Origin of the sequence: Methylacidiphilum kamchatkense Kam1, from assembly GCF_007475525.1 — a bacterium.
GTDB classification, from domain to species: Bacteria; Verrucomicrobiota; Verrucomicrobiia; order Methylacidiphilales; family Methylacidiphilaceae; genus Methylacidiphilum; species Methylacidiphilum kamchatkense.
Genome location: NZ_CP037899.1, coordinates 478,583 through 494,573, shown reverse-complemented (window position 1 = coordinate 494,573; position 15,991 = coordinate 478,583). Strand labels below are relative to the sequence as shown.

Genomic DNA, 15,991 nt, shown 5'->3' with positions numbered 1-15,991 from the left:
TTTTTGTCAAGCCATTCACAATGAAGGATTAATTAAAATATTTTATAGATTATGCTTGATAAAATTCTTAAGTGGAGGAAAACTTATTCCCATTCTTTTTAATGACTGTGCTATTGGATTTTCTTTTCCATTGGGATCATTATTTACAAGTAATAGTTTTAACCCATAAAGACTGGATCTATCCCTTGCTCTTTCTCCTTATTTTTTGTGAAACGGGCTTAGTGTTAACTCCCTTTTTACCAGGAGACTCCTTAGTTTTTACTCTTGGAATTTTTGCTGCCAAAGGCTGGCTCAATCTCTACACTTTGTTTTTTTTGTTGACACTAGCAGCTATTGGGGGAGACAGTCTTAATTATCTTTTTGGAAACAAATTTGGAAAATTTTTTTATGCTTCCTCAGCATCCTTTTTTATAAAAAAGGAACACATTCAAAAAACCGAAGATTTTTTCAATCAATATGGATCCAAAGCGATTTTTTTGTCTCGGTTCATCCCTATCGTTCGAACTTTTACTCCATTTATTGCTGGAATAGGATCTATGGCTTACAGCCGCTTTCTTTTTTTTAATGTTTTTGGTGGTCTCTGCTGGATTGGGCTTTTCCTTGGAACCGGTTATTTCCTAGGCAATCAACCTCTCATAAAAAATCATTTTAAAACCTTTATCTACCTCATTATCTTTTTTTCCCTTTTCCCCTTAGTCATCGAGTGGATAAAATCGAAGCTTTATACCAAAACCAATCTGGCAGTTGAAAATTTCAGTAAGAAAAGAAAAGCTGATCATATGAAAACGGAATGACAAAGAAAAGAGCAAGCAGTCTTTCAACTTTATAACCAAAGAAAAGCTTATGAAAAAAGAATCCTTTGATTTTCTCTGTGCCCTTTTAAAAAGTCCCAGTCCATCCGGTTGGGAAAGCCCGGCTCAACAAATATGGATTGACTATGTAAAGGGTTTTGCCCATCGACTAGATAAAGATGCCTATGGGAATGCTGTGGCCTATTTAAATCCAGAAGGCAACCCCAAGATTTTAGTGAATGGACACATTGATGAAATTGCCTTTCAGATCCAATATATCGATGACTCTGGGTTTCTCTACTTTTCTCCAGTTGGAGGGCCAGATCCAAAACTCGCCAAAGGTAGGAAAGTCAACATCTACCATGAGGGCAACCTTATTCCTGGGGTAATTGGAACGCTTGCCATTCATTTGCAAGAAAAAGAAACGCAAGAAAAACCTCCCAAATGGAGTGAACTTTTTATTGATATTGGAGCATCCAGCAAAGAAGAAGCGCTGCAGCATGTACAGATTGGAGATTGGGCCCTTTACGATAGCAGTTTTTTCCCTATCCTCAACGATATTTGGATAGCTAGAGGATGTGACGACAAAGTCGGGGCTTTTGCTGCCGCAGAAGTCTTGAGGATCTGTTCCGAAGAAAGCGTCTCTGGCCCTTGTATTATAGCAGCTTCGACAATTCAAGAAGAAAATGGACTCTATGGGGCAAGTATGATCGGTTATTCAGTCCATCCCGATATTGCCATTGTCTTCGATGTCGGACATGCCACTGATATTCCGATTGTCGACAAAAAGAAATTCGGAGATATTCGACTCGGAAAAGGTCCCATATTAAGCCATGGAAGCATCAATCATCCAGGAGTAGTTAAGACTTTAGATAAACTGGCCCATCAATTAGGGATAGCTCATCAGCATAGCATTGATCCAAGACGCTCAGGAACGGATGCGGACGCTTTATTTATTCAAAAAGGAGGCATTCCTAGCTGTGTTATCGGAATTCCAAATAGATATATGCATAGCCCAATAGAAGCTTTTCATTTAAAGGATTTGGAAATGGCTGCTTTTTGGGTTTCTTGTTTCTGCAAAGAAATTAAAAGCAAGGATGATATCCTATATACTTAAATTTAAATCTATAGGAAAACTTCTTTTAATGGATTGTTTTAAAAAATTTAAGACAAAAAAAATCTTTTTCCCAAAATTTTTTGTCTTTATCTCTTAGAAAAATAGAGAATATTTATTAAAAAAAAGGCTGTATTGTTTCAATTATAAAATCCAGCTAGCAAAGGAAACAATCACAGCTGAATTTGGATTGATTAGAGAGAGACTTTAAGTTGTCTCTTCAAACTATTGAGTGGGTAAATATTGTACCTCTCTTTAACTACAATTGAAAACATTGTAGTTCTTTGGCCCAATAGTTATGAAAGCATCTAAACTTCTCCATACTCGCTTGAGAGTGAACAATATCGAAGAGTCTATTAAGTTTTTTACTAATGTACTGGGAATGGAAGTAGTCAGAAAGACGCAATCTCCTAGAGGATCTATTTTAGCCTTTTTAAAACTTCCTGGAAGTGAAGAAGAGATCGAACTTTGCTATTATCCTGAAAGTGGGAAAGTCCATGTCCCCCCAGATTTGATGCATCTAGCATTTGAGGTTGAAAATCTAGAACAATTTAGGGAACATTGTTCCAAATTAGGATACCAGTTTTCCGATGGTCCAACGGTTACCTCCAATGGTACAAAATTTGCGTTTATTGACCATCCAGATGGTTATGAAATAGAGCTGATTGAACGAAACCAATAACAAAACCCAAGTAAAAAAATTATGCTGCAACCAATTCGTCTCTCAATCAATATCGGAATAAATCCTTTCCAACTACCCAAAGAGATACAAAAAGCCGAAATCATGAGATGTGATTCGATTCATGTGGATGTAATGGATGGTCATTTTGTCCCTAATCTTTCCATTGGTCCAGATTTTATTGCTGCTTTGCGGTCAATGACAGATTTACCAATAGAAGTTCATCTCCTTATTCAACAACCGGATCGTTTTGCAAGAGATTTTATTGAAGCTGGTGCTGATCTCCTTATTGTCCACCTAGAGTCTCATCATGATATACAAAAAACGATTAATTTAATTCGAGGTCTTGGTTGTCGTTGTGGTCTAGCACTCAATCCACTGACTCTTTTTGAAAAGAGCATCAAGTATCTCCCTCAGCTCCAAACCATTCTCTTTCTTATAAGTAATTTTCCTCCTAAAATACACCCCTTTCAGCCAGAGAAGCTTTCTAAAATAAGAAAAGCCAAGGAATTTCGTGAAAAGAACAATCTCAATTTTGAAATACAAGTTGAAGGCGGATTATCCGCTCAAACTATTCCTTCAACCGTGATTGCAGGAGCCAATACACTTATCTTAGAAAGCTCTTTTTTTACCGAAGAGCTTTCAGTCCAAACCCTCTCTGAGATTCTCAAAGGCATTGACGAAGCTTCCGCCGGCGGATGATATTAAAAAAACTACTGTATCTTTTTAAAAAGTTTTTCTCATGCGGAATGGGCAAATATTCCCATTCCGCATGTGCAATGGGTAGATTCAAATCTGAATACAAACTGACTTCGTCTCTAAATAATTTTCAAGCACCGCATGACCCATCTCTCTTCCCCATCCAGATTGTTTATACCCACCAAAAGGCAATGCGGCATCAAACACATTATAACAGTTGATCCACACCGTACCTGCCTTCAGTTTGGAGGCAAGCCGATGGGCTTTTGAAATATCTTTTGTCCATATGCCAGCAGCCAAGCCATAAATTGTCTGATTAGCGACTGGCGCTATTTCATCGACACCTTCAAAGGGCATAGCACAGACCACAGGTCCGAATATCTCCTCGTTAACAATTTTCATATTAGAATGAACGCCACTAAATATCGTCGGTTGAATAAAATATCCCCGCTCCCCATATCGATTACCTCCAGTGACCACTTTCCCTCCTTCACTAATCCCGGATCTAATATAAGAGGAAACTCTATCAAATTGCTCTTGCGAGACAAGCGGCCCCATCTGAGTTGTTGGGTCCAATCCAGGACCTAGTCGGATTTTCTTAGCCTCCTCGCTCACTCCTTCAACTACCTTGTCAAACACTTTTTTCTCTATATAAAGTCTACTTCCCGCGCAACAGCACTGACCATGGTTGAAAAAGATAGAGAATGCTGCTCCAGGGATAGCGGTAGATAAATCCGCATCAGAAAAAACAATATTGGGGGATTTCCCACCTAGCTCCAAGCTCACCTTTTTTAAATTTGAAGCGGCTGCCTTCACAATGATTTTACCTACTTCTGTTGAACCAGTAAAAGCAACTTTGTCGATATCCATATGACTAGCTATAGCCGCTCCAGCCGTTTCTCCATACCCAGGCAAAATATTGACGACACCATCAGGGAAACCTGCCTGTTGAATCAGTTCTCCTAACCACAAAGCAGATAAAGGAGTCTGTTCAGCTGGTTTAAGGACGATTGTACATCCAGTTGCAAGTGCTGGTCCCAATTTCCAGGCAGCCATTAATAAGGGAAAGTTCCATGGAATAATCTGGCCAACTACCCCAATAGGCTCTCTTACTGTATAAGAAACAAATGTTTCGGGCTTTGCCAACGAAAAGGGTATGGTGTTACCTTCTATCTTTGTAGCCCATCCAGCCATATATCGGAATAGATCTATAGATAATGGGAGATCTGCAGCTTTGGCAACAGCCATCGGTTTTCCGTTGTCAAGTGACTCAATTTGGGCTAATTCTTCAAGATTTTCCTCGATCAAATCTGCTAGCTTCCATATCAATTTGCCTCGGTCCGAAGGAGTCATCTTAGCCCACGGTCCCTTTTCAAAAGCCTCTCTAGCAGCCTTCACTGCCTTGTCCACATCTTCCTTATCAGCTTCGGCCACTTGTGCCAAGATTTCTCCGGTTGCCGGATCGTATGTCGGAAAGGTTTTGCCCGAAACCGCATCCACCCATTTACCCCCAATAAAAAGCTTTTTGGGCATCTTCAAAAAATTCTGAACCTTTGGTAAAAGGGTATATAAAGTCGATTGTGATTTTTCAGAAAAAGTCTCAGTTAACATGAATACCTCCTTAGGGTAGATTTGAGCATTATTTTTTTCATTCGTAAAATAAAAAAATTTTATCGTTAAAATCATTGAGCTAATCAAAATTTTCTGGTATTGGCTACAAGTTTTATTTCCACATTAACAATAACCCAAGAATTGAAAAGTTTTCTTTCACATTTTGTTGATGGAATTTCCATCTTCTTTTTTAATTTACTGCAGAAACCCTGTAGTCTTCCTCCTGATTTTCCATCTCAACTTAGCTCTTACATTGATAGTTGGAGAAAAGCTTCTTTTAAAGAATACTACTATCCTGACTCTCGATACGAAAATAAAATCACTACTTATATCGCTAGCGCCATTTATCGACAGGATCAATTGACTTTTCCAAGCTTTGTCCGAAGCCCTCACTCTTGCTCCAATTATGCTACTTTCGAACTTTTCCCTTCCAAAAAAGGATGGCATCAGGCCCCTACAATGATCTTGCTCCATGGCCTCTTGTCTTTTTCTTTAAAGGGCTATATAAAATGGGTCCGCTGGCTCAATAACAAAGGATGGAATGGGGTCATCATGCATCTGCCCTATCACTTTCAGAGAAAACCCGCCTCCTTCAGTTTGTTTAGTCCTTCCTGCGTTCAGCCAAATATTGTTCATACCATGGAGACCTTAAGACAATCAGTTATAGATCTCTACATCTTTACAAAAAGCCTTCGCTTGATAGGATCTCCCCTGATTGGGGCTTGGGGAATCAGTTATGGGGGATGGACAATTACCCAAGTCGCTTGTCTTGAAAAAACATTTCATAAACTGATATTGGTTGAACCCCTGCTTAATATTCAGCATGTCATATGGGGCTCGCCAATTGGGAAAGAGATCCGAAAAAAATTAAAACGTCTTGGAATTTCGCAATCAGAAACCGAACCACATCTCCGGCTTGCTTGTCCAAGTTTTTCTATGCCTAAAGTCAGAGGAGATAATATCCTCCTTGTAGGCGGTCAATTTGATCCAATCAGTCCTCCTTGGATACTTAAAAAGATTCAGGAAAAATGGGAAGCAAAACATCTTTATATTTTACCTGTAGGCCATCTCAACTATACCTTAACTCCAGAAAGTTTTAAGCTTGCATCAAAATGTTGGAAAGATGATTTTTCCATTGACGATCATTGACAAGAGACTAGAAAAGCTAATGATACATTAGAGAGAGTGCCAATGCATGCAGTAAGTAGTCTATATAATGGGCCCCTTGAAGAAAAGAGAATCATTCAACTGGTCTCTCATCTTCGATCAGAATTAGCAGTAGAACCATCTCTTGGGATCTCTTTCGCCTGGGCAGGCTATACAAATTCTGATCAGAATTGCTTTGAAGAACTTTCAGATATATTGACTATTTATGGTCATCTAAAAGAACTCATTCTTATTGCCAGCTCTGGCATTGTGGGCCAAGGAATAGAAAACGAAGGGCAGGCTTCTTTTTCACTGATGCTTCTTCATCACGAAGCTTTAAAAGTTCAAGGAATTCCAATCGATACCCAATTGATTGATTCTCTCGAGATTGTTGACAACTGGAAAGCTATCGTTTCTTTTGACCCCTCTGAAATCAAAGGCTTTGCTGTCTTCAGCGAACCCAACTTCCCAATTGAAAGATTTCTTAAATATTTAAATCAAGCTTACCCCAATATTCCAGCTTGGGGTGGAATTCCCACCGGAAAGGAAAACGAGCCTTGTATCTACTACAACCGAAAGCCTATTTCTGGTTGTCTCCTTGTTCCGTTTGCTGGTGATATCCAACTTGATGTAATCGTTTCTCAAGCCTGTCGGCCTATTGGCGAGCCTTATATGATCACCAACGCCGAACAAAATATTCTCTACACTCTTGGTCGAAAAACTGCTTATCAGGCTTTGGCGAAGGCTTTTGATTCATTATCAGAAAAGGAAAGGCTTGCTGTTCAAGGGCATTTGTTTATCGGGCTGGCTGTTTCAGAATACCTTGAGGAATTCAAGCAAGGTGATTTCATCATTCGTAACATTTTGGGCGCGGATCCTTCTACTGGGGCCATAGCCATTGGGGCACTAGCTAGAATTGGCCAGACTGTTCAATATCAATTGAGGGACCCTGCCTCCGCTACCCTTTCCCTGCAAAAAATGCTCGAAGAAGAAAAACTAAAAGCAGCTTCTAGGAAAGTTGCTCCTTATGCTGTTTTACAAGCGATTTGTACTGGGAGGGGTAAAAACCTCTTTGGCCCATCTGCAAATGTGGACGCTAAAAGTGTACAAGACTATTTTCCAGGTATTCCTCAAGCAGGATTTTTTGCCAATGGCGAGATAGGGCCTTCCTGGGGAATGAATTTTCTTCACGGCTATTCAACTTCAATCGCTTTTCTAACTTAAGAAAGGCTTCTAAAAGAAAGCCTTTTCCTATATTCAGAGTGCCAGTTAAGAACATTGGACTAAAGAATCTACTCTAGCAAACCTGTGTAAAATTTAAAAAAAATTCAGACCTTCACCCAGTAATCTGTTTCTAATTATGGACTGATCCCCTATAATATTGCTACTCAAACAAAAAAAATGTCAGTTATTGGATTGGGAAGAGGAATTACTTTCAGTGGATTGGAGAAGATCAGATTTGTAGGAGGCCGCTATCCAATTATTCAAAGTCTCGTCTGGATGGAGAAGATCTTCCTTAGAGATAGTAAACACACTCAGTCCATTATTTTTTTTAACCAATTTTAGACCAAGGGCATAATTTTTAAATTTTTCTTTGCACAGATCCAAAACAGATATTCCTCTTTCCTGTGCTTCTTGTTTCAAAGCTTCGACAGCCTCATTTTGAAAAATAATACGGATCTCATTTGTCTTATAAAATTCATGTAGGAATTGTTCAATTTCCTCCTTCTCCTTGTTTTTCTTAGTTTCCTCTAATTCTTTTAAAATCTTTAAAACCTTGCCTTCAGGATCCATAACCGTTGGAGGATCTATTTCAACCTCCTTGATTCCAGTTCCTGGAAGCTCAAATCGGAAAGGCCGCAAAATTTTTTCACAGATAGTCATAAGGCCTCTGGCTCCTGTCCCCTCTTCAATCGCTTTCTCGGCAATCAACCGTAAGGCTTCTTCTGTAAATTTCAACTCTATGCCATAAGCTGCAAACGAGCTCTTATACTGCTTAAGGATAGATCCTTCAGAATCTCGCAAAACATGGAAGAGATCTTCAGCATCCAAGGATTGACAGAAGACTCGTACGGGCAGTCTCCCTATGAACTCAGGTTCAAGACCATATTCGACAAAATCAGCAGTTGTGGCTTCACTAATAAGATCGGCAACCACCTTTTCTGGTCCATGAGGCTGAAATCCTAGATGCGATCTTCGAATTCTTCTTTGAACTATTTCAGAGAGCTTTTCAAAAGCTCCACTTAAAATAAAAAGGATATAGCGGGTATTAATCGTCTTCCGTAAGGACCGAAGCCCTCTTTGAAAATCGAAAATGGACTGCATTTGCCCCAAAACATCATAGGCAGCTTTCACTGGTACATCCGTTTCTTCTAGCAACTTCAACAAGTTAGATTGCACCCCTCTACCGCTGACATCCCTGCCAATCATATTGGAAGAAGCCAGTTTGTCTACTTCATCAAGGTAAACGATCCCATATTGAGCAATTTCGGTATCACCTTCGGCTTGCTGAATAAGCTCTCTAACAAGATCTTCCACATCTGCTCCAACATAACCAGTCTCAGAAAACTTTGTCGCATCTGCCTTCACCATAGGAACACCAATACAATCTGCAAGGCAACGTACCAGATAGGTTTTACCAACTCCACTAGGGCCAACAAGAAGAATGTTTTGCTTAACATAATGGACCGGCCCTCTCCCCATTAACGCTTCTTTTACTTGATTATAATGATCGCATACAGCAACCGATAAAACCTTTTTAGCTTCCTCCTGTTTAATCACAAAACGATCAAGATAAGATTTGATCTCCTTGGGAGTAAACTGAAACTGCAATATCTTCTCTTTGAACTTTTCTTTTCGATCCTCTTTATCCGTTTCGGAAGGCATTGGATTAGGATTCCCAAAAGATTTAACGAAATCTTGAAGCCGCTTTTGCATTTCTTGAGGATCTGGAAAAACGAATGACATACTACTTCAAATTGTAAAAGAACGGACCTAAAATCAAGAGAGATCCCTAAAAAATCATCAACAAGGGATTCAAAAGAGCCATCCTGACTTGAAATATGCTTCTATTCCCCGCTCAAGTGAATATTCGGGAATATATCCGAGGTGGTATTGGGTCAATTCTAGATCTGCTTCCGTATGTACTTGATAGAAAGGATAAGGACATGGGAAATATTCAGCTTTGGCTTCCGTTTTCAAGATTTGATTTAAGATTTGAATGACATCATTAAATGATTTGGCACATCCACTCCCTACATTCAATACAGCTACAGGACAATCTTTTATAGCAGTTAGAATAGTTGCTTTGACAACATCAGCCACATAAACAAAATCTCTTTTCTGCTCGCCAAAGGAGAAAAGTCTTGGAGCTTTCCCTTCCTTAATCTGCTTTGCAATTTGTAATATCATGCTTGAGGATTTCCCCTTGTGTGCCTCCCTTGGACCATACACATTAAAATATCGAAGACCGGTGATTCGGGCTTGGGGATTCTCCTTGGAATAAGCTGCCGCTAAGTGTTCCATCTGCAACTTTGAAAAGCCATAAGGATTTGCAGGATGAGGTTGATCCTGAATCCTATTTCTGCCTGAAGCTTTTCCATAGACGGCTGCTGAAGAAGCATAAATGATTCGGGTGGGGGTCCCAGAAAAAAAGCGCAGAAGCTTGCGAAAGGCTTCTACATTATTTTGCATCTGCCTGCGTTCGTCTACCACTGTTGTATCAGTAAGAGAGGCTAAATGAAATACAAGTGGAATTTCATTTTTAGAAAAATAATATTCCCACTGAAAGCTATAAAGATCTTCAGCTATAACATCGCAATGGCTAGCGAGCATGTTTTTGAAAGAACCACTTGAAAAGTCATCAATAACGATAAGATCGCATTCTGGAAACATCCGCTGTATTTCATGAACAAGATTTGAGCCAATAAATCCGGCTCCTCCAGTAACGAGAATTTTCTTCCACATGATCCAATATTGTTAGAACGATTTTACAAACCAAAACAATCTTTTTCTCTCTTAGAATCTAAGCTCATAATTTAGAATAGATAATAGAAAGAGGGCAGCTGTTTCAGAACGGAGAATCTGATTTCCAAGATTAATGGGAACAAACCCATGGCTTAAAGCAGCTGCTTTTTCTTTTTCTGTAAAATCTCCTTCCGGCCCAACAAGAATAATCACAGAAGATAATTTTTTTTGTGCATGACTATTCAGTATTTCTTTTAATGGTTTGGCCTCGGGACCGAGGTAAGCCATTAGCTTTAATGAGAAAGGAAACTCCCTTTTCAAAATGTCAGTAAAAGTAGCCATTTCAGATAGTTCAGGGAACTTCTTCTGATGGCTTTGTTTAACAGCTGCCAGGAGGATCTCTTTCCATTTTCTTTCCTTGGCTTGCTTTTTTTCTTCTTTAGAAAACTGGGTTCGCTCCGATACAATCGGAATAATTTGATCAACCCCCACTTCCGTTACCTTCTGAAGGAGAAACTGCATGGCTTTATTTTTAAGAATCGATTGGATCAAAATCAATCGTGGTCCTTTGGCAACAAAAAGTGGAGGATGTTCCCTTAACAAAGTTAAAAAAACTTTCTTGTTTTCAATTTTTTTAATTTGTGCCTCCCAGCTGCCACCAGTGCCGTCAAAGACTTCGATTATATCTCCAATTTTATGACGCTTTACATGAATACAATGATGCGATTCGGCTACATCCAGATATCCTTGGGCATAGTCCTGACAGAAATAAAGGTCCATTGTTCAAAACCCTCGGAAGACTTTTCAAAGCAAAATATTTTGATATCTTTTCTTTCTAAATAAGCTTAGGTGCATAGGTTATTGGCTTTATAAATTAGCAAGGATGGTGGCAAGTTGAAAGTATTAGTAAGCGGAATGATTGCTGGCATGAATGATCGTGCCTTTATTCAAAAAGTCGTTAAGCTTGCTAAGCTTAATGGAAAAGAAATCCAGGTTTATAACGCCATTCACGAATTTACCAAAGGAGGGAAAAAACCACTGGAACGGCTCTTAGGTACTACCGATTATGTCTTTGAACTGACTCGAGAAAGAGAGTATGAAAAAATCGGATTCGACATTCAGAAAAATAACTATAAAGATGTCATTATCCGATTGCCTGCCACCATTGAATGGAATAGGATCAATCGAAAGTTCAAAGATCAAAGAATTTTAAGAGATTTTATTGCTCCAGATGTCATTGTAACATTGATCGAAGCTGAATGGGTGATCAAAAAGGAGCTTGAATCTATCGATTCTCCAGATCCATTTCTCAAAGCGCTCAAAGCAAGACAGCACACTATTTATGAAATTCTATCTTGGATGAATGAAGAGGTTTCTCTTTCTGAAGATTGGGCAAGATACATGAATATTCCTCATTATGTGATCTCTGTGAATGAATCTCCAGATAGCCTTTATAAACTGGTCGTCTACCCTAAGCCCTGGGTGGTATATGCTAGCTATTCTATGACGCATGCCACGGAAGAAATGAGAAAAATTGTAAATGAAATTATTCGTAAACTTCGGTCCTATGCTGTTGTCATTGATCCACAAACAGTGGAAATATCACAAGAATTTGATTCTCCTCTCGATAGAGAGGTAATTTATGCCTATACCGTCCACCGAGATCTACATTGGTACGTCGGTAAAGTCGATGCGGTTATTGCCATTCATCCTTATCCGGAAAGGCCTCCGCTTTCTGCTGGAATGATGGATGAACTAGGACATGCTAGAGATTATATGAAAACCCGTTACATGATTTTTCCCAAAGGCTTTTCCCCTTTTACTACTGATTCGTATATCGAAAAGGGCCACCTATTTGAAACTCCAGAAGAATTCTTCGATTATTTAGAAAATGTGGAAAAGAGACAAAAATACACAGACATTCTTGAACTCTAAACTTCTTTTATGAAGGAGATTTCCAATTTTATCGATTCCACATTACTTCGCCCTGATGCTTTAGATCAGGAAATCATCAAGTTATGTACAGACGCCAAAAAATATGGATTCCAAGCAGTTTGTGTTCAACCTTGCTGGGTTTCATTGGCAGCAGAACAGTTACAAGGAAGTTCCATAAAGACGGCAACCGTTATAGGCTTTCCATTTGGAGCAAATAAGCTAGCTGTTAAATGCATTGAAGCCTCTGAAGCTCTAAGGGATGGTGCCAATGAACTAGATCTCGTTATTCCCCTTTGGGCTGTCCATCTCAAACGATGGCATATCATCGAAAATGAAGTAAAAGCCGTATGCAACATAGCTGGAGAAAAACTCGTAAAAGCTATCATTGAAGTAGGCTGCTTTCATAGATCCGAAATTGAGCAGGCTGCTCTTGCCGCTATTGAAGGAGGCGCCAAATTTATTAAAACTTCTACAGGATATGGACCTAGGGGGGTAGAAATTGAAGACATTCGCTTTCTAAAGTCCTTTTTACCAAGTTCAATCGGAATAAAAGCTTCTGGAGGAATCCGTTCAAAACGCTTTGCCATCGAATTAATAGAAGCAGGAGCTACAAGGATTGGTAGCTCGTATGCCATTTCTTTCTTTCAAGAATAATTTTCTTGGTTTGCTAGAAAAAGCATCCTGTGTCTATGGTCTAAATTTCTATGACTCTCCAATCGAAAGCTCAAATCAAGTCTTAGCTAATAACCCTTTCAAATACTGGTTCCTTCTCTGTTATTTTAGCTCCATATGCAAAGTTAAAATCAAAAAACCTTAGGAAAGCAAATAGAAGCGCCGTTTTCCCATCCCATAGTCTATTTTCCATCCCCCTTCTAAAAATCAATTATTTTACGCCAAATCGTTCTAATATTTCTGTTTTATCGATTTTAGTAAGATCAGCAGGAATCGTCTTAACAAGATTTTTTTTGGCAGTTTGATCGATCCTTTCCAGGATTCTTGGAAGAATATCTGAACTTGCTGATAAAGCCCAAACCGTAGGATTGTATTTTTTTATGAGTTGATTGATAATCTTTGCTATCTCACAAATCAATTTCCTCCGAATTTCCAGTTTTTCGTTATGCCGTTCTCCAACGGATCGCTCGTGTGTTAATGGATAACTAACAACAGCAAATTCACCCTGTTTGTCGGTATCTATATCTTTCAGCCGTTTCCTGCCCATCTCCAAAATCTGATCATCAATCACCTGAGCATGGCAGTTGCCTGTTAATTCATCCCTAATAACTTTATAAGCCTTGATTATACCAAGGTCTGCCGTAATTAACATATCCAGTCGCATAATTGCCTTTTGTGATTTGTTCCTTCGTTTTTAGAATTTCAAAAAAGTAATTTTTTGATAAAATCTTGTAAAGAGCAATATCAATTTGCTTTTTGATCTATTGTCTGATTTCTTGTCTAGTGAATTAATAATCCACATTACCGTACATGGATTTTACAGCCTTCCAAGGAGATAAAAGAAAATTCCTTAAAGAGGAGGCAAAAAATTCAGAAGTGAGCTAAAATAAAACCGAGCGAGGGCTGGGAAAAGTTCTCCAGGTTTTACTTCCACTCCAATATCTGCAACAATTTGAGACACCGAGCGACTGCCATCGGATCGCCTTAAAAATTCGATCAAATAGGAAGAAAGTTTTAAAGGAAGCTGTCTATATAATCCAGGAATATCAAAAGTTACTTCTAAGATTTGATTATAAGGGGGATGAACGGCTTGAATTTTTGTTCTATCCCATAAATCTACTAAAGGGCGCCAATGTAAAAATTCATTTCTGTCGGCAGGCGCAAAAGGGGGCATTTTCCTTGGCTTCGAAGCAACAATCATATGGAAAAAAGAAGGATTACAATGATCGATCAATGAATGAAGGGTAGGCAGGTCAAGTTCAGTAAGGATATCAAAAAAGCGGTTATCCTGGAGCTGAAGAAAGCTCATGGATGTATACAAAGAATTGATATATTGAAGACCGGAATTATGAATGATTTCAATCCATGTATGTAATGGGAAACAGTCATGGTGCACTCCAAAGACATGTGTTTTTAAGTAACTTTCGGGCTGTGCACCTATTCCCTTGTCCATAGGAATACCCATCAGGTTATCGCAAGCAGAAAGGACCTCTCTTGTTCTTTTGAGCTGTTCGGAGTTATTTAGATTAAGGGAAAAAAGAGAAATAGCCGGAGCTAGTCTAACAGTTGGATGAAAAGTGCCTTTGACGCCAATATAAATGCATCCATCGGGAGAAAGACAGCTAGCAAGATGATGAAGGGCTGCTTGGGGATCGTAAACAAATGAAAGCACCTCATGACAACTAATCCAATCGAAATCAGACCCAAGGGAATGGGCCAAATTGGGGTTCATTAAGTCTTCCTGAAAAAAATGGACATTTTGAATTCCCGAAGCCTTTTGCCATTTGATAGCCGTTTCGATAGCCCGCTGGCTAATATCAAAAGCCACGACTGTCAAGTTTGGGAATGCTCTAGCAATATTGAAAGCTTCGTTACCAGTTCCACATCCAGCAACCAAAAATTTTCCTCTGTCATAAAATGGCTTTCCGGGTCTACCAATAGCATTGAGCCAGTTAGGAGGGATAATTTTCCAAGTCTGGTCGGAAAGCACTTTTTCGTCTTCAAAAGGGAAGGGCGTCGACTCAAACTGATTTAGAACGGCCCTTGAAAAGGAAGCAAAATCAAAATGACTTTCAGTATCCGAGTTGCTGATAGTATTCATAAAGAAGGCTGTCTATTATCTCTTCTTTTTCATAGAAAAGAAAGAGAAAAACTTAAAATCTTCAGTTTTTATTTTTAGATAGTGCCCCGGGAGGGATTCGAACCCCCGACCCAGTGATTAAGAGTCACCTGCTCTGACCAGCTGAGCTACCGAGGCCTATTTACTATTACAAATGAACTATGAATAATCTTAAGAAATAATCAATGTTTGAATTATTTTGAATTGTTAATAAACAGGCTCGCCGAGGTCCACCAAAGAAAGGGCTCTATGTTCAGGATTCAACAGCTTTCCCCAGTAGGAATCACAGGGATGCACCATCGTAACTCTTTTCTCTCCTTTATAAAGAGCTCTTCCTTCGTTAGCCCATTTGAAAATAGAGCCTTCTAGATAACAGACCTGCCAGAACCCAGCTTGCTGGAGTCTTCTGGCAAAAGAAGCCGCTCTAAACCCAACCGAATCATAGACTACAATAGGCTGTTCTCTTTTCAATCCCCTATAACCTAATCGTATTTTTTCATTGGGAGACACTCTCCAGGCATGATAGAGATGACTCACTTCATATTCATCGACCGTTCGCACATCCAAAAGCACGGGTGCGTAATCCCCCCTACGGTGATCCATCGTTCTAGTTTTTCTGTTGAAACAGAGGCTACATCGGGGAACTTTTCTCTAATAGCATAGAGCACCTTTTCCCATGTTAACTCTGGAGGAAGAGAATTGGCGCAACCAGTAATGAGTAAAAGAGCAAAGACAGAGAGAGATCTCACTAGAAAAGGTTTTTCACTCATAGCCTACAATCATTCTCCAATAATTTTTACCAAAACCCGTTTTCTTCTCTTCCCGTCAAATTCTCCATAGAAAACCTGCTCCCATGGACCCAGATCTAGTTTTCCTCCTGTAATTGCAATGACAACTTCTCTGCCCATAATTGTCCTTTTGAGATGCGCATCGGCATTGTCTTCCCCAACGTTATGCTTGTATTGAGAGTAAGGCTTTTCTGGAGCTAGTTTTTCGAGCCACCTCTCGAAATCCTCGTGCAACCCAGGCTCATTATCGTTTATAAATACGCTAGCAGTAATATGCATCGCATTACAAAGCAACAGGCCTTCCTGTATACCACTCTTTTTCACGCATTCTTCGAGTTTTGGAGTCAGCAGAACAAATGCTCGACGCGAGGGAATATTGAACCATATTTCTTCTCTAAAGCTTTTCATTATTGTTGAAAAAAGATTATCAAAGCTCGTCGAAGATATTAAACAGATTTGAAGTTTAATGGA

General features: G+C 39.3%; 17 protein-coding genes and 1 tRNA gene. 8 read left to right on the top strand and 10 right to left on the bottom strand.

The features are described 5' to 3' along the window. Positions 1-71 precede the first annotated feature (71 nt). The 4 genes from kam1_RS02310 to kam1_RS02295 all read left to right on the top strand — a co-directional run bounded on the left by kam1_RS02310 (position 72) and on the right by kam1_RS02295 (position 3,286). Complete coding sequence (locus kam1_RS02310; RefSeq protein WP_235277117.1) at positions 72-794, top strand: VTT domain-containing protein; 723 nt, start codon at positions 72-74, stop codon at positions 792-794. 49 nt (positions 795-843) lie between these two features. Continuing rightward, positions 844-1,908: a M20/M25/M40 family metallo-hydrolase gene (locus kam1_RS02305; protein ID WP_039721281.1), complete on the top strand. Its 1,065-nt coding sequence runs from the start codon at positions 844-846 to the stop codon at positions 1,906-1,908. A 295-nt stretch (positions 1,909-2,203) separates the two neighbouring features. Then, positions 2,204-2,587: a VOC family protein gene (locus kam1_RS02300; RefSeq protein WP_039721282.1), complete on the top strand. Its 384-nt coding sequence runs from the start codon at positions 2,204-2,206 to the stop codon at positions 2,585-2,587. Between the two features lie 21 nt (positions 2,588-2,608). Then, on the top strand, positions 2,609-3,286 hold the full coding sequence (locus kam1_RS02295; RefSeq protein WP_039721283.1) for a ribulose-phosphate 3-epimerase: 678 nt from the start codon (positions 2,609-2,611) through the stop codon (positions 3,284-3,286). Between the two features lie 87 nt (positions 3,287-3,373). Here kam1_RS02295 and kam1_RS02290 read toward each other — a convergent pair whose 3' ends face one another. Then, the gene (locus tag kam1_RS02290; RefSeq protein WP_039721385.1) at positions 3,374-4,894 is read right to left on the bottom strand and encodes an aldehyde dehydrogenase family protein; all 1,521 of its coding nucleotides are present in this window, start codon (positions 4,892-4,894) and stop codon (positions 3,374-3,376) included. Positions 4,895-4,993: 99 nt separating this feature from the next. Here kam1_RS02290 and kam1_RS02285 point away from each other — a divergent pair, with 99 nt between their 5' ends. Next, positions 4,994-6,043: an alpha/beta hydrolase gene (locus kam1_RS02285; protein ID WP_244946128.1), complete on the top strand. Its 1,050-nt coding sequence runs from the start codon at positions 4,994-4,996 to the stop codon at positions 6,041-6,043. Between the two features lie 42 nt (positions 6,044-6,085). After that, entirely contained in the window at positions 6,086-7,264 is a 1,179-nt protein-coding gene (locus kam1_RS02280) for an FIST signal transduction protein (RefSeq protein ID WP_039721285.1), read from the top strand. Between the two features lie 180 nt (positions 7,265-7,444). Here the strand turns inward: kam1_RS02280 and kam1_RS02275 are convergent, their stop codons facing one another. The 3 genes from kam1_RS02275 to kam1_RS02265 form a co-directional block, all read right to left on the bottom strand. Further along, the gene (locus kam1_RS02275; protein ID WP_039721286.1) at positions 7,445-9,007 is read right to left on the bottom strand and encodes an AAA family ATPase; all 1,563 of its coding nucleotides are present in this window, start codon (positions 9,005-9,007) and stop codon (positions 7,445-7,447) included. Between the two features lie 69 nt (positions 9,008-9,076). Then, positions 9,077-10,006, bottom strand: coding sequence for an ADP-glyceromanno-heptose 6-epimerase (gene rfaD / locus kam1_RS02270; RefSeq protein WP_039721287.1), 930 nt, complete (start codon positions 10,004-10,006; stop codon positions 9,077-9,079). A 51-nt stretch (positions 10,007-10,057) separates the two neighbouring features. Next, entirely contained in the window at positions 10,058-10,786 is a 729-nt protein-coding gene (locus kam1_RS02265) for an RsmE family RNA methyltransferase (RefSeq protein WP_039721288.1), read from the bottom strand. A 114-nt stretch (positions 10,787-10,900) separates the two neighbouring features. Between kam1_RS02265 and kam1_RS02260 the strand changes: the two genes are divergently transcribed. Continuing rightward, positions 10,901-11,941: a hypothetical protein gene (locus kam1_RS02260; protein WP_039721289.1), complete on the top strand. Its 1,041-nt coding sequence runs from the start codon at positions 10,901-10,903 to the stop codon at positions 11,939-11,941. Positions 11,942-11,950: 9 nt separating this feature from the next. Further along, positions 11,951-12,595, top strand: coding sequence for a deoxyribose-phosphate aldolase (gene deoC / locus kam1_RS02255; RefSeq protein ID WP_039721290.1), 645 nt, complete (start codon positions 11,951-11,953; stop codon positions 12,593-12,595). A 229-nt stretch (positions 12,596-12,824) separates the two neighbouring features. On the opposite strand, the gene kam1_RS02250 is transcribed toward deoC, so the two are convergent. The 6 genes from kam1_RS02250 to kam1_RS02230 form a co-directional block, all read right to left on the bottom strand. Beyond that, a complete protein-coding gene (locus kam1_RS02250; RefSeq protein WP_039721292.1) occupies positions 12,825-13,277 on the bottom strand; it encodes a host attachment protein in 453 nt (150 codons plus the stop codon). A 186-nt stretch (positions 13,278-13,463) separates the two neighbouring features. Further along, on the bottom strand, positions 13,464-14,714 hold the full coding sequence (locus kam1_RS02245) for a class I SAM-dependent methyltransferase (RefSeq protein ID WP_039721293.1): 1,251 nt from the start codon (positions 14,712-14,714) through the stop codon (positions 13,464-13,466). Positions 14,715-14,796: 82 nt separating this feature from the next. Further along, positions 14,797-14,870 (bottom strand) — tRNA-Lys (locus kam1_RS02240). Positions 14,871-14,939: 69 nt separating this feature from the next. Then, entirely contained in the window at positions 14,940-15,335 is a 396-nt protein-coding gene (locus kam1_RS02235) for a rhodanese-like domain-containing protein (protein ID WP_244946127.1), read from the bottom strand. Then, positions 15,266-15,502, bottom strand: coding sequence for a hypothetical protein (locus kam1_RS10410; protein WP_244946126.1), 237 nt, complete (start codon positions 15,500-15,502; stop codon positions 15,266-15,268). The genes kam1_RS02235 and kam1_RS10410 overlap by 70 nt, the downstream gene beginning before the upstream one ends. A gap of 9 nt (positions 15,503-15,511) precedes the next feature. Next, on the bottom strand, positions 15,512-15,928 hold the full coding sequence (locus kam1_RS02230; protein WP_039721294.1) for a secondary thiamine-phosphate synthase enzyme YjbQ: 417 nt from the start codon (positions 15,926-15,928) through the stop codon (positions 15,512-15,514). Positions 15,929-15,991 lie beyond the last annotated feature (63 nt).